This window comes from Paenibacillus sp. SSG-1, assembly GCF_002224835.1.
Classification (GTDB): domain Bacteria; phylum Bacillota; class Bacilli; order Paenibacillales; family Paenibacillaceae; genus Paenibacillus_AQ; species Paenibacillus_AQ favisporus.
In genome coordinates, this window is the sequence record NZ_MBRK01000001.1 from 5,509,399 (window position 1) to 5,528,897 (window position 19,499).

The window sequence follows — 19,499 nt, forward strand, 5'->3', positions numbered from 1 at the left end:
ATGTGTCATATTATCATTCGGGGATATCCCCTTTAGGAGGAAGGTTTATGAAAAAGAAACGAACCCTAAGCGCGGTGGCTGCTGCTTCCCTGACGGCCATCAGTCTGTCTGTCCCTGCGGCGGCTGCTGCTGAAACTCCGGACGCCGCATCCTACGTCTCCATTCGCGAAACCGCAGTTCGATTGGGCGCCGAAGTCAGCTGGGACCCGAATCAGCGCTCGGTGACCGTCACAAAAGAAGGCACGAAGCTGGTACTGACCATCGGGCGCTCCACCGCCGTACTGAACGGCAAAACCGTGCCGACCGGAGGAACTGTCCGGATTACCGGCCAACAAGCGATGGCTCCGGCCGCCCTCCTGTCGGCAGCATTGGGCGGCACAGAGAGCGCCGAAGGCCCTTCTGAAGCCGCCGACAATGCCGACTTGTTCCTCCAGGCCTTAAGGGCCGGGAACGGTGCTGAGGCGGCCAAGGTCATGAGCCCCGCCCTGCAGCAGGCCCTGCCCGCTCAAACGCTGAGCGGCCTGTGGAAGAACTACGAGAGCGCCTACGGCCAAGTATCGTCAGTAGGCGGCAAGCAGGAAAGCGACAATGCCGTCCACCATAATGTGACGTATACACTGCAGACGGCGGCCGTACCGCTTCAGATCACCCTTCGCTTGAATGCAGACCGCCTGGTGGACGATCTGAACATCGGCCCGGTCTCGGCGGGAGGATACCGGCCTCCGGCTTATGATCACCCAGAGGCTTATACCGAGCGGGAGGTCCGGATCGGCGAAGGGGAATGGGCTCTTCCCGGAACGCTGACCCTGCCGGCTGGCCAAGGACCGTTCCCTGCCGTCGTGCTCGTTCACGGCTCCGGCCCGAACGACCGGGACACCTCCATCGGCGGAGCCAAGCCGTTCCGCGACCTGGCGGCGGGATTAGCCGCCAAAGGCATCGCCGTCCTGCGCTACGACAAGGTCACGTTTGAGCATACCTTTAAAATCGCCGCCAACCCGAAATTAACCGTCAAAGAAGAGACAGTTGACGATGCACTGTCGGCGGTGAAGCTGCTGACCCAGACCCCGGGCGTCGATCCCGCCCGGATTTACGTGGCGGGGCACAGTCAAGGCGGTTATGCGATGCCGCTCATCGTGGATGCCGATGCCAATGCCGGCCGGAACATCGCCGGCACTATCCTGCTGTCCGGCCCGAGTTCTTCATTTATCGACGTTGTCGTGGAGCAGCAGGCGGAATTGGTTTCCCGCGTAAAACAGCTGGGTCAGGATCCTGCGCCTTACGAGCAGCAGGCAGCTGTGTGGACCCAGGCCGCCAAGCTGCTGGACGACCCGCAGTATTCGGTCTCGCACCTGCCGGAGAGCTTTCCGATTCCACCGGCTTACTGGTGGTACGATAAGAAGGATTACAAGCCAGCCGAATTAGCCAAAACGCAGAGCGGCCCGATGCTCGTCCTGCAGGGCGAAAACGACTGGCAGGTGCCGATGCATGAATTTGAGCAGTGGAAGGATGCATTAAAAGGCCGCGCCGATGTGGAGTATAAGCCATTCCCGAAAGTAAACCATCTGCTTGCCGAATATGACGGCCTCTCTACCGGTTCGGAATACGCGCAGCCTTCCAACGTGACACCGGCAATCATCGATACGATCGCAAGCTGGATCGGCAAACAGAAATAGACCGGACGTAAGGCGTCGGCCGGCAGCGAGAACCCCAACACTAGATGGCTCAGACTCCCGCCAGCTGATAACGTCACTAAAATACACGGCAAGCCCCTTGAACCGGATCAAGGGGCTTGTTTTTTGTGTCTTCCTATTTAGGTTGTTAAACCCATCGATGATTGGGATGTGTGGGATATGTGGATTTATGGATTTGTGGTCACGCCCTCCATCCCCTGCGCGGATTCGCGGATGGATTTCCCGCCGGAACTCTGGGATAATGTGGTTTAGAATCTGATTGCTTCATCCCCTATTCCAATTTCATGCTTAGGAGGCCCTGTCCATGAGTGAAAAACGTCCCATTACCGCCGATGACTTGTACCGGATGCATTGGGTCAGCGACCCTGCCGTATCCCCCAAGACCGGCGCTGTCGCGTACATATCGAAAACCGTTAACGACCAGCATGGGGGCTACACCTCCCATATTCGCCTGATCTCGCCGGACGGCCGGGAGGATACCGCCTTTACCGCCGGCGAGCAGGACGCCTCGCCAGCATGGTCTCCCGACGGCTCCAAGCTGGCCTTTCTGCGCAAGAAGGGCGATGCCCGCCAAGTCTGGGTCATGCCCGCGCACGGCGGCGAAGCCCAGGCCGTAACGGAGCTGAAGCACGGCGTCAGCGCCTTCAAATGGGCGCCCGACGGCAGCGCCCTTCTGCTCCGCGCCGAGGCTCCTTCGGCCGATGAGGCCGTCGGTGCGGACTCCGGAGCCCAGGCGGAGAAAGCCGGCAAGGACAAACAGCCGGACGAAAAAATCATTCATCGTATAAAATACAAGGCCGACGGCGCCGGGCTGTGGAATGATCGAAGAACGCATCTGTTCGTTCACGATTTTGCCGCCTCCGAATGCACGCCGGTCACTTCGGGCGACTTCGATGTGTCTTCGTTCCATTGGTCGCCGGACGGCAGCCGCATCATCTATACCGCCACACATGCCTCCGCTTCCTTCCCGGATCCGGACCTCCGCCTGACCAACGATTTATTCGTGGCGGAGCGGGACGGCGGAAATGTCCGCCAATTGACGGACGGGCGCCTGAGCATCGGGCCCATCGCCTACACGCCGGACGGCAGCCATATCCTGATGCTGGCCGACGACTTGAACTGCGGCTTTGCCACGCTGACACGCATCTACCTGATTCCCGCTGAGGGCGGCGAGGCACACGCCTACTATGAGGACCTGGACGTACAGCTCGGACACGCCTGCGTTGGCGATATGCGCGCGGGAGCCGGCAGTCCGCCCGTCTTCAGTGAAGACGGCAAGTACGTCTTCCTGCAGCTGAGCGAGGACGGCGGCGTCAAGGTCGCCCGCTTTGCGCTGGACGGCTCCGATTACGAAATCATCGCCGGCGGCGACCGGGAAATTTACCAGTTCGCCCTGGCACCGGAAGGCAGGCTGATTCTTGCTTCCGCAGATACGCTTCATCCGGGAGATCTGTTTGCCTTTGACATGGCAAACGGTGAAGAGACCCGGCTGACCGACTGCAACAAGGAGCTGTTCAGCGAACTTGTGCTGAGCGAGCCGGAAGCCTTCCGCTTCGAAGCCTCGGACGGGTGGCCGATCCAGGGCTGGATCATGAAGCCGGTCGGCTTCAAGGAAGGCTCCAAGGTGCCGGCCATCCTGGAAATCCACGGCGGACCGCAGGCGATGTACGGCTGCACGTTCATGCACGAGTTCCAGCTGCTCGCCGCGGCCGGGTTTGCCGTGTTCTACACGAACCCGCGCGGCGGCCACGGGTATGGCCAGGTCCATGTCAATACGGTCCGCGGCGATTACGGCGGACGCGACTACCAGGACCTGATGGATGCGGTGGACTATGTCCTGTCCGCCTATGACTACATCGACGCCTCCCGGCTCGGCGTCACCGGCGGCAGCTACGGCGGCTTCATGACGAACTGGATCGTCGGGCATACCGACCGGTTCCAAGCCGCCGTCACCCAGCGTTCGATCTGCAACTGGGTGTCGTTCTACGGCGTCAGCGATATCGGGTACTATTTTACCGAGGATCAGATTTGGGGCAATCCGTGGGACGATCTGGAGAAGCTGTGGAAGCATTCCCCGATTGCTTACGTGAAGCAGGTGAACACGCCGCTCCTGATCCTGCACGGGGAGCAGGATCTCCGCTGCCCGATCGAGCAGGGAGAGCAGCTGTTCGTGGCGCTTAAGCGCCTTGGCAAGGAAGCGCAGTTCATCCGTTTTCCGGGAGCCGACCATAACCTGTCCCGCAGCGGCAATCCGCATCTGCGCACCCGCCGGCTGACCCATATCGTACGCTGGTTTGAAGAGCATATCGAGCACTGATTTCACTGACTTCACTGATGCCACTGATTTCTAATTCATATTCTATAATCTAAAACAAGCCCGCCCTACCGGATTTCCCCGGTATGGCGGGCTTTCTCTATAACGATGACGCAGACCGTTTGTTTTCTTATTCTCTTCATCCGTTCACAACCTCAGTGGGCTTACGTCCGTTTACGGAATCATCAGCCCCATTTCCCGCGCCGCTTCGATCAGCACGGGAGCAAACTCATTCAGCGTTTCGCTGGACAGCCGGCTCACCGGGCCGGATACGGACAGGGCGGCGGCGACGCGGCCGTTCCGGTTCACGATCGGCACCGCCACCGCGGCGGCGCCGGGCTCGCGCTCCTCGATGCTCGTCGCATAGCCCCGCTCGCGAATGTCCTGCAGCTGCCGCACATAGCTGCCGCCCTTCACCAGCTCCGCCCAATCCGGATCGCTCAGGAGCTCCTCCTGATCGGCAGGCGCGGCAAACGCAACCAGCACCTTGCTCGACGCTCCCACCGTAAGCGGCAGGCGCGCCCCGACCTGCGCCACCCTCCGGATGGCCTGGTTGCTCTGCACCGCCTGGATCCGCAGACGGTCCTTCCCGTCCCGCAGGTACAGGCTGACCGTCTCACCCAGCCGGTCACGCAGCCGCTCCATCGCCGGCAGCAGCAGCACCGCCGGATCGTCGCTTTGCGATAAATGCGTGGACAGCTCCCACACTTTAATGCCAAGCCGGTATTTCTCCGTCGCCGCATCGCGGACGACGAAAGCCTTCTCTTCAAGAGTCGTCATCAGCCGATGGACGGTGCTCTTGTGCAGTCCGATCATTCCGGCGATTTCGGTCAGTCCCAGCTCGCTGTTCTGTGTAAAACACATCAATATATCCAGTGCCCGTTCAACGGCACGAACCGTTAATTTGCGGTCTTCCATTCCGATCCCGCCCCTCAAATGTTTCACCACATGAAACATGGTTACATAAATTATAAGAAATTCGCCGGATAAAGTCTATATTTTCTTCTTTGACCCTTTCGCAAGAAGACGCCAATAGGTAGCTAGGGCCAATGTCCGGCTTCGCTGCACTCGCGCACCACCGGGTGCCCATCTGCATGTGCAAGTTCATGCCGCCGGGCACTCTATGCTCATGTCCGCATCAGGAGGACAAGGGTAGCCGGCAGGTGAACTATGGAGCGGTTCACTATTACAATTGTCTAACAATTGTCCGCCCCGGATTGACTTTGACCTCAGGCTTGCATAGGATATAGAGTAAAATTTTATATGTTTCGTAAACGAAGCCCGGAAGTTAAACTTAATATAGTAAAGTATTTATAAGGAGGGGCACGCATGAACATGACATCCCGTAACGACGTACATCTTCCCCGCCCCCTGCCCGATACACCATTACCGTTATCTACGCGAATGATTCGCTTTAAGCATATTTTGGTGGCACTGCTCTTGTCCGTTGTGTTTTTCCTGCTCTTCTGTTTCATTGCGCTGCATGCCTACATCGCCTGGGTGTTGTCCAATCCGACAGTCGCCCCCTTGTACTCCAATCCGATGCAGGCCAAGTCCATGAAATACGAGGACGTCACTTTCCCGGCCCATGACGGCAGCCGGATGATGCAGGGCTGGTACATTCCGGCCGCAGGATCAACCAAGACGATCGTGTTCAGTCACGGGTACGGCGCCAACCGGGAGGAAACCTGGATCCCGATGTACGATTTGGCGCATTTCGCCCACCGCTTAAATTTTAACGTCATTATGTTCGATTACGGTTTCGCTTCCCAGAACAGCAAAGCCGTCGCAACGGGCGGCAAGGTGGAAGCCCAGCAGCTGCTGGGGGCCATCGATCTGGCCAAGCAGCGCGGGGCCAAGCAGATCGTGGTATGGGGCTTCTCGATGGGCGCCGGCACCGCCCTTCAGGCCGGACTGCAGACCAAGGATGTCGACGCCATGATTCTCGACAGCACCTTCCTGCTCGAGCCGGATACGCTGTACCATAACATCAAAAATCAGATCGACCTGCCGCGGCATCCGTCGCTGGAAATTCTGCAGCTGCTGTTCCCGGTACTGAACGGCACGAGCCTGAACCAGATTCCATACCAGCAGGTCAAAAAAGAGGATTATCCGTTCCCGATCTTCTTTATCCACGGGACGGAGGACGAGAAGGCGCCTTATCCAATCGCGGAGAAGCTTGCCTCCAACCAGACCAATCCGTATTCGGACGTCTGGATCGTGAAAGGCAGCCACCACGAGCTGATCTTCCGCGAACACTCGCGTGAGTACCTGCGCCGGGTGTCCACCTTCCTTGGCAATATCAAGCTGGCTGAGCAGAAGGATATCGACAATGACCCTATGATAAGAAAAACGTCTATCGACGTACCTTCAAAGAAGACAGACCGCGATTAGCTGAAGTTTTTCTTGCGATTATAGAATGGTTCAGCTTTCGCTGAAATTTATAAATTCTATAATCTTAAGAAAAACGTCTATCGACGTACCTTCAAAGAAGACAGACCGCGATTAGCTGAAGTTTTTCTTGCGATTATAGAATGGTTCAGCTTTCGCTGAAATTTATAAATTCTATAATCTTAAGAAAAACGTCTATCGACGTACCTTCAAAGAAGACAGACCGCGATTAGCTGAAGTTTTTCTTGCGATTATAGAATGGTTCAGCTTTCGCTGAAATTTATAAATTCTATAATCTTAAGAAAAACGTCTATCGACGTACCTTCAAAGAAGACAGACCGCGATTAGCTGAAGTTTTTCTTGCGATTATAGAATGGTTCAGCTTTCGCTGAAATTTATAAATTCTATAATCTTAAGAAAAACGTCTATCGACGTACCTTCAAAGAAGACAGACCGCGATTAGCTGAAGTTTTTCTTGCGATTATAGAATGGTTCAGCTTTCGCTGAAATTTATAAATTCTATAATCTTAAGAAAAACGTCTATCGACGTACCTTCAAAGAAGACAGACCGCGATTAGCTGAAGTTTTTCTTGCGATTATAGAATGGTTCAGCTTTCGCTGAAATTTATAAATTCTATAATCTTAAGAAAAACGTCTATCGACGTACCTTCAAAGAAGACAGACCGCGATTAGCTGAAGTTTTTCTTGCGATTATAGAATGGTTCAGCTTTCGCTGAAATTTATAAATTCTATAATCTTCAAAAAATAGCTGGTACAAACAAAAGAGGGCACGCCCCCTTCCGGGCGTGCCCTCTTTCTATATTGCCGTCATTATTCTTTGATCAAAGACAGAAACTCCGCTCTCGACGCCGGGTCTTCACGGAAAATGCCGCGTACGCCGGAGGTCACCGTCTTGCTGCCCGGCTTCTTCACGCCCCGCGAACACATGCACAGATGCTCGCCTTCCACGACGACCATCACACCATGTGGCTGCAGCACATCGACCATAATGTCGGCGATTTGGGACGTAATCCGCTCCTGTACCTGCAGACGGCGGGTGACCGCCTCGACCAACCGGGCCAACTTGCTGAGTCCGGCAATTTTCCCGCTCGGAATGTAGCCGATATGGACCTTGCCGAAAAACGGCGCCATATGATGCTCGCATTGGCTGTAATACACGATATCCTTGACGATCACCAGTTCCTCATGATTTTCGTCAAAGGTCACGCCCAGCACATCACGCGGGTCTACCTCATATCCGGCAAAAATTTCCTCATACATCCGGGTAACGCGGGCGGGTGTCTCTAGAAGCCCTTCCCGCTCGGGATTTTCACCGATCAGCTTCAAAATTTGCTCGATATGGTACTCGATCTTCTCGCGGTTTTCACCAACCCGCGTGTTCACGTAATCTTTAACGCCAGCCACAGCACTTCCTCCTATCGCTACCCCCTGCTTCTCTGTAGACGTTCTATGCCGAGGGGATTATTTCTTCTTGCGGCCTTGACCTTGTGCCGGGCCCTTCTTGCCGGAAAACTGCTGATTTTTCATCATCTGCTGCGCTTTCTGCATCTGGCGCCCGTTCAGGTTGTAACCCATTTGCTTGGCCATCTTTTGAAGCATTTGCGGGTCATTTTGCATTTTTTCCATTTGCTTGCGCAGATAATACACGCCGATAAAAAACCCGCCGACCAAGCCGACGATCAGCGTAATAATTGGAATTACATATTGCATATTCCGCCACCCCTATAAGTATAAATCGATTCCTTGCGCGTGCCTGAGCAGCACGAACCTATCATAGCATGTCCAAATGCGGCTCGCAAATGAATTCTAGGCCAATACAGCCTCGATAAATACGGTCGTTTCCTGCGCCAAATCCAGCTCTTTAATATCCAAATGACCCGCTTCGCCGCGCACGATCCGGACGACTGGACGTCCCGGCAGCCCTCGGTGCTGACGGACGACAAGCCCCGTCTCCTTGTTCGACAGCCTGACGGCCGTCCCGTTGGGATAGATCGACACCATCCTCGTAAACTGGACCAGCACGCCGTGGTCGAGCTGCTTTTCCGACATGGCCATCATTTGCTCGCAGGCTTCATGCGGCATTAACCTCCGGCCCGAAGGCTTCAGCGGATGAATCATCCGGTCGTAAGCGTCCGCAGCGGCGACGATTTTGGCATATAAATGAATCTCGTCTCCGGTCAATCCCCGGGGAATGCCCAAGCCGTCCACCCGCTCATGATGCTGAAGGGCGACGTGGGCGATCAGCAGGCCGAACTCCCTTTTGTTCTTGAGCTTCTCGAAACCGCGCCAGGTGTGATGGCTCTTGGAATCCGGGAACAGCTCGTCTCCCTCCCGCATGCCGTTCTTGCCGATATCATGCAGCAGGGCGCCCGTAGCGAGCTCTTTGACCTGCTGATAATTCAGGCCCATATTGACGCCCATTACCGTGGACAGCAAGCATACATTCATCGCGTGCACATACTGGGCGTTGTCTTCGGTCCGGACATCCGTAAGCTGCACGAGCAGCTCCTTGTTATTCATCACGTCCTCGAGGAGATGGTCCACACTCGCGCCGATCAGTTGGGTGTTCCATTCCTTCCCGGACCGCACCGCTTCAAAAGCGTCACTCATCTCCTGAATCAGGCCCTGTTTGGTTGCTTCGCTGAGAATGTCCTCCGTATCCACGTCCGCGTACAGCGGATCCTGGATGTAGAGCATCGTGACCCCGATTCGGTTCAGCGTACTGATCATATACACGGTAAGCTGGACTCCCGCCGACAGCAGTACCGTCCCATTCCCGGAATAGATGGTTTTCCCCAAAAATTGCCCGGGCTCCACACTTTCAATGCCTACATACCTCATGAACGTTCCCCCGATTGGTTACTTAATCGGCCCATCCCTTTCTTTCGGGCAGGGAGTTCTCCAAGGTCAAGAGATGGCGCTTGATCTCCATCCCTCCGCCATATCCTACGAGACTGCCGTCGGCGCCGATCACCCGGTGACACGGGACGATCAGCGGTACGGGATTTTTGTTGTTGGCTCCGCCGACGGCACGGACGGCCTTCGGTCTGCCAATCGCATTTGCGATATCTGCATAGGATCGGATCTCTCCATAAGGAATATCGGCAAGCGAGCTCCAAACCTGAAGCTGGAACGGCGTTCCCCGCATATCCAGCTGCACGTCGAACGTCTTGCGTTCCCCGGCAAAGTACTCACCCAACTGGCGCTTCGCCTCTGCCAAACGCTCGTCGTCCTGAACGAAATCACCGCCGCCGCACCAGGTGCGGGACCATTTCTGGAGAACCGCCTCCTTGACGTTAAACGGTCCGAACTCGATCAGGCACAGCCCTTTCTCCGTTGCGCACAGCGTCAACGGGCCGATCGGAGAAATCATCTCCGAATAATAGACCGTTTCCTTCTCGCCTCCCAGACCGGGAGAAAAATCATCCGCAGCCATTTCGGCATCTGCGGGTTGTCCGCTTCCAGCGGGCTGAAGCTTTTCCTGCGCTTCGCTCATCATGTCTATCACCTTCTCGTCTTGTTCTGAAGCCAGACCTTTATTCAGCCAATTCAAAGCTTCTTCCCCTCCTATCCGGCCCAAAGACCACGCTGCGGCACCCCGCAGTTCCGGTCTTGGGTCTTCCAGCAGCACCCGGCCGAGGCGGGGCACCGCCGATGTATCCTTGAAGTTGCCGAGCGCAATCACGGCATTGCGCTGAATCGGCTTGCGGCCGCGCCAGGCGGCTGCGCTTTCCCCAAACTTCTCCTTGAACTCCTTATTGCTTAAATCCAGAATTGGCAGCAGCAGCGGCTTGTCCTTCTCGGGATCCGGCAGCAGATACTCATGATGCGTCCAGTTCTTCCCCTTATTCTTTGGACAGATGACCTGGCAGGTATCGCATCCATACAGCCGGTTGCCGATCTTGCGCATCACCTCGTCCTCCAGAAAGCCCTTGGTCTGGGTCAAAAAGGAGATGCACCGCTGCGCATTGAGCTGGCCGGGGCCGACCAGCGCTCCCGTCGGGCATGCGTCGATGCACATCGTGCAGTCGCCGCAGTCCTCCGTGACGGGCGTATCCGGCGGAAACGGAATGTTGGTCACCATCTCCCCGAGATAGATCCACGAACCCCATTTGGGCGAAATGATGCAGCAGTTCTTCGCGCTGAAGCCGATGCCGGCCCGCTCCGAAACCGCGCGGTCCACCAATGCCCCGGTATCCACCATGCTCTCCATCACCGCATCCGGCACCCGCTCCCGGATAAACGCCTCAAGCTTGCCCATAGCGTCCCGCAGCACCTGATGGTAATCCCGCCCCCACGCGGAACGGGCAAGGATCCCCCGGTATTGTCCGGGCACCTGCTTGGGCTTTTGTTCCATTTTGGATGGATAGGCTACGGCGATAGCAATGAGGGAGGCGGGCTGTGCATCGGGGAGTGCCGGGGTGACGCGTTTGTCCAGATCCGGCTCTTCAAAGCCGGATTCGTAACCAAGCTTGCGGTGGTTCTCGAGAATCGATTTCAGAGAGACAAACGGGTCAGCCGAAGCAAAACCGATATCGTCAATGCCGAACCCGGCCGCCGCCTCTTTAATGTCCTGTTTCAGCTGCTCCCACGGCGAAGCCGAAGGAGCGTACGCAGCCTGTGGTTTACCTGATGTCATTTCTCCTTGCGGCCTCCTTTCCGTTAAGAGTCGTTCCATAATGTCTTACAGCGATCTCGCTTTGGATAACGGCCAGAAAATAAATTCAGCCCGCCCCACGATGGCGCTCGCTTCCACGCTGCCGAAGGAACGGCTGTCCCGGCTTGCGCCGGCATGCCGGTTGTCCCCCATCACAAAATAGTGATCCTTGTCCAGCTTGACCGGGCCGAAATCCGCATCCTGAATTTCCACCTCGGTGTAAGGCTCGCTCTGCTCCTTACCGTTCACGTACAGCTTGTGGCTCTTCACTTCCACGGTGTCACCCGGCACGCCGATGATCCGCTTTACCAGAAATTCCTTTTTCTCCGGACCGTTGCTCGGATCGCGAAGCACGACGACCTCGCCATGCTTCGGTGCGGTAAAATCATATACGATCTTATCGACAAACAGCCGTTCCTGCTCTACAAGCGTCGGCTGCATCGACTGCCCGCGGACCATGGACAGATTAAAAACGAATAAATTCAGCAGCATCATAATGACAAATGCGATAACCAGTGTTTTGGCCCAGTCCCAAAATTCGGACAGCCAGCCGCGCTTGCCTGCCTGCTCTCCCGGCGTTGTAACCGGAACCGGCTCGGGGCGGCCTTGCTCCCGCTGATCGACTTGATTCATGCTACACCTCATTTTTATGACAAATTCCCATATATACAGAAAAGCATATCTTCGGGCCTTTTGCAACGCCGCAAAGATATGCTCAAGTATAGTAAATATTGCTTATTAACGATATGGATGTAGGTTTTCTCCATAATACCAAAGGGTCGTTATCTCTATTGCGGCGCGACAATGCTGAGTTTCTGGAATGCCTGCAGCACCTTGTTGGCCCCGTAGCCCATCGCCTCATACAGAGGCATCGCGGCCTTGTTATGCTCGTCTCCTGCAATCATAATTCCGCTGACCTTACGCTGCTGGAACCGGCCTTCCATCATGGTGACCAGTGCCTTGCCAATTCCCTTGCGGCGGTAATCCGGATGGATGGCAATACGATAGTAGAAGCCGTGGTTATGCTCGATCGTGCCGATCAGGGCACCGACGATCTGTTCATCCTCTTCTGCAACCATAATCAGGTCAGAATCCCAGTAGAGCTGCCTGGAGAAAGGTTCGATCGTATTCTCGTAGCATTCTTCGGATAACGCGATTTGCAGCAGCTCGTTGACACGAGTCGCATCACTTAACTGAAAGGAACGAACATGCATGTTTAAATCTCCCTTTTCGTTAGCTTTATAGGATTAAGGGGATTTTCAGGGAAAACAAAAAAACCCTCTAATCCAAGGTATAGTATTACGACAAAAACCGTGAAAATCCTTCTTTATCATCCATTAAACCATAGTTTACTTTAAAAAACACGCGTTTTCTTTTGAAAGCGCTTTATGGCAAGCGTTTTCATTCTATCATCTGTAAATTTCCCATATAATGGACTAGTTTTGCGGCATAATCCTTCGGGATTTGGGTAAAGGATAACAAATGCGTCTTTCGACGTGCCTTCATGGAATCAAAAAAAGTTTTTTTCTCGCGATGAAAGAATGGCACTTCCCGCCTGGATCATTTGAGGTTCTCACTGGAAAAGGCTGCGGTTAAGTCCGTTCCAATACAGCAGGCAAGCCCGCCTCAGGATTAATTCGACTTTGTAAACATAAATGTTGATTTAATCGAAAAAATACGGTTTAATAGAAATGGAATCACGTTCCATGCTACATACCTATGCCGATAAAGGGCTCTTTTGGACAACAAAAGCGTTCCTTTATTCATATGAATCAACCGCCTGCGTTGATTCTACCCAAAAAAACATTAACAGGAGGTATTTATTATGGCATTTCAATTACCACCACTTCCATACCCGAATGATGCGCTCGAGCCGCACATCGACGCTCAAACGATGGAAATCCATCACGACCGTCACCATAACACTTATGTAACGAACCTGAACGCGGCTCTGGAAAATGCTCCTGAACTGCAAAACAAAAGCCTTGAAGAGCTGATCTCCAACCTGGACAGCGTACCTGAGAACATCCGTACAGCCGTTCGCAACAACGGCGGCGGACACGCTAACCACTCCCTCTTCTGGGAAATCATCGCCCCTAAAGGCGGAGACAAGCCAAACGGCCTTCTGGCTCAAGCGATCGACAGCGAGCTTGGCGGCTTGGACAAATTCAAGGAAGAATTCACCAAAGCGGCTACAACCCGTTTCGGCAGCGGCTGGGCATGGCTCGTCGTGGACAAGAACGGCAAACTGGCTGTAACTAGCACGCCTAACCAAGACAACCCGCTGATGGAAGGTCAAACACCGGTCCTCGGTCTGGACGTTTGGGAGCATGCTTACTACCTGAAATACCAAAACAAACGCCCTGACTACATCGCAGCGTTCTGGAACGTTCTGAACTGGGATGTTGTCAGCAAACGTTACCAGGAAATCGTACAGCCGTAAGCTGTACCTTCCCGGAAATAAAGGGGCTGCCCCCAAGAACTGCATTGCAGTTTCTTGAGGGGCTGCCCCTTTTGCTTGTCTCTAAACCGGGTAATTACCGGCGGCTGGGAACAAGCTCTGGTTCACGTTTTAAACGATTAATAGGATGAATGTTTAAAATAGTTCTGTAAAATTTTCAAGAATACATTAGGAAAAGCATAATGCTGCATATCCTGCTCATCGATCCATCGGTACTCCGTCTGGACGGACGGCTCGCCGCTGTCCCCGGCCGCGTACATCGCCTTCAGCTCGGCTGCCTGCGGCAGGTCCTCTTCGCGGCAGCGGTAGACCTGCAGGTTCCAGTGAATATGGCTGAAGGTATGCTCCGCGTCCGTTAAATGCGCGATCGGCCGCGCAGCGATGCCTTCCTCGAGCAGCGCCCCGGCGAGGATATCCATCGCCGGCTCGTCCGGCAGACGCCCGCTGCGCGCCGCCGGCGTCTGCAAATGCGGCAGCTCCCACATGCGGGCGAGCAGCCCTTCCTGCGGACGCTGGCGGATCAGGACGCGGCCGCTATGTTCGCCGCGGCCCTCCACGAGGGCCACCACCCGGTACTCGGGCCGCGGCGGCTTCGCCTTGGTCTTGATCGGCAGCTGCTCCTCCTTGCCTTCCTGCCTGGCGGAGCAGTGCTCCATCACCGGGCAGGTCAGGCAGTGCGGCGACTTGGGCGTGCACACCAAGGCGCCCAGCTCCATGAGCGCCTGGTTGAAGTCCGATGCCCGCCCGTCCGGGATCAGCTCCACGACCAGGCTTTCCATAAAGGCGCGGGTGCTTCCCTTCATGATATCTTCCTCAATCAGGAAGTATCGCGACAGCACCCGCATCACATTGCCGTCAACGGCCGGTTCCGGCTTGTTGAAGGCAATGCTCAGAATCGCGCCGGCCGTATACGGGCCGACCCCCTTCAAGGCGAACACGGACGCCTTGTCGTCCGGCACTATACCGCCGTGCAGCTCCTTCACCTGCTTGGCCGCAGCCTGCAAATTGCGCGCCCGGGAGTAATATCCGAGGCCCTCCCAGCATTTGAGCACATCCTGCTCAGGGGCGTCGGCCAGGTCCTCCACGGTCGGAAACCGCTCGATGAACCGGTTGAAAAACGGAATGACCGTGTCCACCCGCGTTTGCTGCAGCATGATTTCCGACACCCAAATATAGTAGGGATTGCGGTGGCGCCGCCACGGCAAATCCCGTTTATGCTTGTCGTACCATTCCAGCAGGTTGATGCTGAAATGCCGTTTCTGCTCCATTGAACTTATCGAACTGCTCATGAGGTCCTTCATACCTTTCTGGCTGGCTTGATCATGAGCCGGCCTATTCCCGCTTCTCTACAACAGCGAAGGCGGAAGCCAGCTCGGTCTGGTGGGAGATCGATAGATGGATTACATATTCCGGCTCGCCCGGCAGCTCGAGGCGCTCCCAAGCCTGCTCGTTCAGCACCACGACAGGTTTGCCGCTCTCATCGGGAAGCACTTCTATGTCCACAAAGCCGATTACCCCGCCGATACCGCAGCCAAAGGCTTTGGAGATAGCCTCCTTTGCGGCGAAGCGCCCGGCGACAAACTCGGTCAGGTTTCCGCCGCGTTTCTTGGCTTCCTCCCTTTCACGGGCCGTCAGCACCCGCTCCATAAAACGGAAGCCCTGACGGCTGCCGAGAAGCAGCCCAACCCGCTTGATTTCCAGCACATCGTGCCCGATTCCGTAAATCAATGCCCCGCACCTTCCCTTCCATGACATACAAATCCTATTGTAACAGGTGCACGTCCCAAAAACGAGCCGCTTGTGAATAGGCGGCTTTTACCAGCTGTTCTTCCTGGAACGATCCCCGGCAATACCTCAAAAGCTGTAGCGCACACGAAAAATGCGGAGCCCTTCGCCGGGCTCCGCATTCTTGTTACCGTCTACGATTATACGGTGCTCCGCGCCAGCAGCCGCGCACCGTATCCCTCCAGCTTGATGCTTCCGGCGACGGGCTCGCCGCCAAGCAGATCGCGGTATCCCCGCTCATCCAGATCCACTTGCTTGTCCTCACCCGTGAAGTTCAGGACAAACACATAGTCCGTGCTGCCGTCCGACCTAAGCTGGACCGTAACCCCTTGCGGAAGCTCGGTATCCAGCACCGGGCTGACCCCCGCTTCCCGAATAAGGCAGGCATAGAAATCGCCGTAGAACGGCTCCTTCGCGCGTGAGGCGAGGTAATAGGCCTTGCCTTGTCCGAACGAATGTACCGTCAGCACCGGACGCCCCGCGTAAAAATCGTCGCCGTACTCCGCCAGCACCTGGGCGCCTTCAGGATGAATCAGGTCGCACAGTTCGTACAGCTCATAATCGCCTTCGAGGCCCAGTCCGTTGTTCTGGACGGGGATCATCCGGTTGAGCTCGCCCTCATGCAGGCCGTCGATCTCTTCGGACCAGATGCCGAGCGTCTTGCGAAGCGGTCCAGGGAATCCGCCCAGATGGCACAGGTCGCTCTCATTGACGATGCCGGACCAGTAGGTCGCCACCAAGGTGCCTCCGCCGGCCACAAACGCCTCGAGCGCGGCACCGGCTTCCGCCGTGCATAAATACATCATCGGGGCGACAATCAGCTTATACCGGGAGAAGTCGTCGCCCGAGCCGATGACGTCCACGGGCACGCCCATGTTCCAGAAGGCGCGGTAATGCTGCATCACCGTGCCTTCGTAGTCAATTCCCCGGTTCAGCGGCCCCTGAGAATCTTTCACGGCCCAGCGGTTGTCCCAATCCGCGATAATGGCCGTCTCCGCAGGCACCCCGGAACCGGTCACCACGGCGATTTGCTCCAGCAGGCCGCCCAGCCGGGCTACATCCTGGAACACCCGCGTGTGCTCGTGCCCGGCATGGTCGACGACGGCGCCGTGAAACTTCTCGCTGGAGCCGCGGCTCTTGCGCCACTGAAAATACTGCACGGTGTCCGAGCCATGCGCTACGGCCTGCAGCGAGGAGAGCAGATGCATGCCCGGGCGCTTCAGCTTGCTGACCGGCTGCCAGTTCGTCAGGCTCGGGGTGCTCTCCATCAGCATGAACGGCTGCCCGCCTTTCAGTGAACGAAACAGATCGTGGTTAAAGGAGAACCAGGATGCGAGCTTGCCCGGCTCCTGGTTGTCATGCCACGTCGGATAGGCGTCCCAGGAGATGACGTCCAGGACATCCGCGAATTTGCGGTAATCCAGCCCTTCGAACCAGTCCATCATGTTCGTGGTCGCAGGAAGGTCCGGCCGGATCGCCTTGAGCGGAGCGATTTCCTTTTTGCAGAAGTCCACGGTTTGGTCCGTGACGAACCTTCTCCAGTCCAGATTGTGGCCGTGGACCATCTTTTCCCCGTGCCGGGCGGGAGATTCGATCTGGGACCAGTCCGTATACGTATGGCTCCAGAACGACGTCCACCAAGCCTGATTCAAAGCCTCCAGCGATCCGTAACGCGCCTTCAGCCACTCGCGGAACGCTTCCTGGCAGTAATTGCAGTGGCACTCTCCGCCGTATTCATTAGAAATATGCCAGCCGATCACGGCCGGATGGTTCGCATACCGCTCCGCCAGCTTCGTATTGATGATCCGGGTCTTCTCCCGGTATACGGGCGAAGAATAGCAGTGGTTATGGCGCCCGCCATGCAGATTGCGCACCCGGTTCTCCTCTACGCGCAGCACTTCGGGATACTTCTGCGACATCCATGCAGGCCTTGCGCCGCTGGGGGTTGCCAGCCATGCATACATTCCGTTTGCTGCAAACCGGTCCAGCACCTGGTCAAGCCAATCGAACGTAAATACGCCTTCCTCCGGCTCCAGCGCAGCCCAGGCAAAAATGCCGATGGCCATCACGTTGCAATGGGCCAGCTTCATCAGCCGGATGTCCTCTTCAAGCACGTCCGGATCGTGCTGCCATTGGTCCGGGTTATAGTCGGCACCATGCATGAATCCTGAAATTTCAGGGCTGATCGGTGGATAGGATTTCTTCATATGAATACAAGCCTCTTTTCTGTTATGGGATATAAAGCGCCGGGAGCGGATAACCGTCATGATCAAACAGCGTCAGATTGCTCCAATTGTTGGCATGGCCGACAGACCACACCTGCTGCGACGGGATCCAGCACGGCTCCCAATAATAGAAGCCCAAGCCCCGGCCGTCCGGCGTGCGGCGGATGATGTCGGTTAGCGCTTTCAAATAAGCCTGCTGGCCTTCCGGCGAAACGGGGAACGCGGACGGCAATGCTTCATCATTCTCCACGATGAGGGGAAATCCTTCCCTAGTCCGAAAAGTCCAGGGGTAAGCCGTTTCCACGACGACGATGTCCCGCCCAAACCGCTGAGACAAATCCTGCAAATTCCGTTCGAGCTGCTCCAGCGGACCGTGCCACCATGGATAGTACGATAATCCGATCACGTCATGAGGAACCCCCTGCTCCTCCATCCGCTCAAAAAAGGTCAGGCTGCCTTCCGGATCCCCGCCGCGGTCGATGTGCAGCATCACCCGGACTGATCGGTCCACCGCCTGCACAGCGCTTGCACCGGATTTGAGAAGCCCGCACAAGCGGGCCCATGGCTCCTCATCCGCATCGGCCTCCGCTTTCGGATCCACCTTCGCATCCGGCCAGAGCATGCCGTTAGTAATCTCATTTCCGATCTGAACCATATCCGGCAGGGCACCGCCGTCGCGCAGCACCGCCATCACTTCGTACGTATAATCGTAAACGGCCTGTTCCAGCGCCGCCCCGCGCAGTCCTTCCCAAGCGGCCGGCTTCCACTGGTTCGCCGGGTCGGCCCACTTGTCCGAGTAATGAAAATCCAGCAGCAGATGCATGCCGAGCTCCTTGACCCTTTTGGCCATTATCAGAGTCCGCTCCAGATTGCAGTAGCCTCCCGGCGGATCATTCCAGATCCGCAGCCGTATGGAGGTGGTGCCGCTGCGCTGTAAAAGCTCGAGAACGTCCACCTTGTCCGGACCCTCATGAAACGCGCCTCCCCCCTGTTCGATCTCATCCAGGAAGGACACGTCCATGCCCTTGATCCACATCTTTTCGATTTCCATACCCTGCCTCCTATTCCTTAACCGAGCCCATCACAAGGCCCTTGACGAAATACTTTTGCAAAAACGGATAAACCAGCAGCACCGGCACCGCGCCGATGAAGATCTGGGCGGCGTTGACCGTTTTCTGCGAGAGCAGCGCCACCTCTTTCGGATCAATGCTCATGGTGCTCATATCCTTCTGCACAATGACCGTCTGCAGGAAGGTCGCCAGCGGAAACTGCTTGGCATTGTTCAGATACAGCAGCCCGTCGAACCACGAGTTCCAGTGGAACACCATGCTGAACAGGGCCAGCGTTGCGATCGAAGGAAGCGATACCGGCAGAAAAATCGAGAAGAGGGTGCGGAAATGCCCGGCACCGTCGATAAACGCCGCTTCCTCCAGCTCTTTCGGGATTCCCCGGAAAAAGTTCAGCAGCAATATCGTGAGATACACGTTGACCGCCCCTGGCAGAACGAGCACCCAGAAGGAGTTGATGAGATGCAGTTTCTGGATGACGATATAGAACGGCACCAGCCCGCCGCTGAAGATCATCGTGAACACGAACACCCAGGAGTACACGTTTCTCGCCCGGAAGACCGAAGCTTCCTTCGACAGCGGATAGGCCGCCAGAAAGGCCAGCAGCAGCGTGAGCGCGGTGCCCAGCACCGTTCGCTTTACCGAAACCCAAATGGAGTGCAGGAACACGGGGTTGTCGATCGTTTTTTTGTAGGCCTCCGTCGAGAACTGCACCGGCCACAGGCCGACCAGATTGGCGTCCGCCGCCGACTTGGCGCTGAACGACACCGCCAGCACATGCAGCAGCGGAATGATGCACATCAGCGACAGGCACAGCAGCACCAAGGTATTGGCGACCGAAAATATGCGGTATGAAGCGGTTTTATGATACATCCTTCTGATATCCC

General features: G+C 56.1%; 16 protein-coding genes. 4 read left to right on the forward strand and 12 right to left on the reverse strand.

Features of this window, described 5'->3' with window-relative positions; translation table 11 throughout:
* The first annotated feature begins 47 nt into the window (after positions 1 to 47).
* Positions 48 to 1,673 carry an alpha/beta hydrolase family protein gene (locus BCV73_RS25315; protein WP_089549012.1) on the forward strand — a complete coding sequence of 542 codons (1,626 nt, stop codon included), beginning with the start codon at positions 48 to 50 and terminating at the stop codon, positions 1,671 to 1,673.
* A 322-nt stretch (positions 1,674 to 1,995) separates the two neighbouring features.
* Positions 1,996 to 4,008, forward strand: coding sequence for an alpha/beta hydrolase family protein (locus tag BCV73_RS25320; protein ID WP_089549013.1), 2,013 nt, complete (start codon positions 1,996 to 1,998; stop codon positions 4,006 to 4,008).
* Positions 4,009 to 4,179: 171 nt separating this feature from the next.
* Here the strand turns inward: BCV73_RS25320 and BCV73_RS25325 are convergent, their stop codons facing one another.
* A complete protein-coding gene (locus BCV73_RS25325) occupies positions 4,180 to 4,923 on the reverse strand; it encodes an IclR family transcriptional regulator (protein WP_089549014.1) in 744 nt (247 codons plus the stop codon).
* 411 nt (positions 4,924 to 5,334) lie between these two features.
* Between BCV73_RS25325 and BCV73_RS25330 the strand changes: the two genes are divergently transcribed.
* On the forward strand, positions 5,335 to 6,399 hold the full coding sequence (locus tag BCV73_RS25330) for an alpha/beta hydrolase (protein ID WP_076175826.1): 1,065 nt from the start codon (positions 5,335 to 5,337) through the stop codon (positions 6,397 to 6,399).
* Between the two features lie 828 nt (positions 6,400 to 7,227).
* On the opposite strand, the gene folE is transcribed toward BCV73_RS25330, so the two are convergent.
* The 6 genes from folE to BCV73_RS25360 all read right to left on the reverse strand — a co-directional run bounded on the left by folE (position 7,228) and on the right by BCV73_RS25360 (position 12,288).
* A complete protein-coding gene (gene folE / locus BCV73_RS25335; protein WP_076175829.1) occupies positions 7,228 to 7,821 on the reverse strand; it encodes a GTP cyclohydrolase I FolE in 594 nt (197 codons plus the stop codon).
* Between the two features lie 57 nt (positions 7,822 to 7,878).
* Entirely contained in the window at positions 7,879 to 8,127 is a 249-nt protein-coding gene (locus BCV73_RS25340; protein ID WP_076175831.1) for a YneF family protein, read from the reverse strand.
* Positions 8,128 to 8,223: 96 nt separating this feature from the next.
* On the reverse strand, positions 8,224 to 9,258 hold the full coding sequence (locus BCV73_RS25345) for an HD-GYP domain-containing protein (protein ID WP_089549015.1): 1,035 nt from the start codon (positions 9,256 to 9,258) through the stop codon (positions 8,224 to 8,226).
* A 22-nt stretch (positions 9,259 to 9,280) separates the two neighbouring features.
* Entirely contained in the window at positions 9,281 to 11,056 is a 1,776-nt protein-coding gene (gene queG, locus BCV73_RS36100; protein WP_089549016.1) for a tRNA epoxyqueuosine(34) reductase QueG, read from the reverse strand.
* Between the two features lie 45 nt (positions 11,057 to 11,101).
* Positions 11,102 to 11,707 carry a signal peptidase I gene (gene lepB, locus BCV73_RS25355; RefSeq protein ID WP_076175838.1) on the reverse strand — a complete coding sequence of 202 codons (606 nt, stop codon included), beginning with the start codon at positions 11,705 to 11,707 and terminating at the stop codon, positions 11,102 to 11,104.
* Between the two features lie 155 nt (positions 11,708 to 11,862).
* Complete coding sequence (locus BCV73_RS25360; RefSeq protein ID WP_076175840.1) at positions 11,863 to 12,288, reverse strand: GNAT family N-acetyltransferase; 426 nt, start codon at positions 12,286 to 12,288, stop codon at positions 11,863 to 11,865.
* A 611-nt stretch (positions 12,289 to 12,899) separates the two neighbouring features.
* Between BCV73_RS25360 and BCV73_RS25365 the strand changes: the two genes are divergently transcribed.
* Positions 12,900 to 13,517 (forward strand): superoxide dismutase, encoded by a 618-nt coding sequence (locus tag BCV73_RS25365; RefSeq protein WP_076175842.1) that lies wholly within the window; start codon positions 12,900 to 12,902, stop codon positions 13,515 to 13,517.
* A gap of 137 nt (positions 13,518 to 13,654) precedes the next feature.
* On the opposite strand, the gene mutY is transcribed toward BCV73_RS25365, so the two are convergent.
* The 5 genes from mutY to BCV73_RS25390 form a co-directional block, all read right to left on the reverse strand.
* Complete coding sequence (mutY, locus tag BCV73_RS25370) at positions 13,655 to 14,803, reverse strand: A/G-specific adenine glycosylase (protein WP_256992997.1); 1,149 nt, start codon at positions 14,801 to 14,803, stop codon at positions 13,655 to 13,657.
* A gap of 64 nt (positions 14,804 to 14,867) precedes the next feature.
* Complete coding sequence (gene acpS / locus BCV73_RS25375; RefSeq protein ID WP_089549017.1) at positions 14,868 to 15,263, reverse strand: holo-ACP synthase; 396 nt, start codon at positions 15,261 to 15,263, stop codon at positions 14,868 to 14,870.
* A gap of 197 nt (positions 15,264 to 15,460) precedes the next feature.
* A complete protein-coding gene (locus tag BCV73_RS25380; RefSeq protein ID WP_089549018.1) occupies positions 15,461 to 17,527 on the reverse strand; it encodes a beta-galactosidase in 2,067 nt (688 codons plus the stop codon).
* Between the two features lie 22 nt (positions 17,528 to 17,549).
* The gene (locus BCV73_RS25385) at positions 17,550 to 18,596 is read right to left on the reverse strand and encodes a glycoside hydrolase family 53 protein (RefSeq protein WP_089549019.1); all 1,047 of its coding nucleotides are present in this window, start codon (positions 18,594 to 18,596) and stop codon (positions 17,550 to 17,552) included.
* Positions 18,597 to 18,606: 10 nt separating this feature from the next.
* Complete coding sequence (locus BCV73_RS25390) at positions 18,607 to 19,485, reverse strand: carbohydrate ABC transporter permease (RefSeq protein ID WP_076175851.1); 879 nt, start codon at positions 19,483 to 19,485, stop codon at positions 18,607 to 18,609.
* Positions 19,486 to 19,499 lie beyond the last annotated feature (14 nt).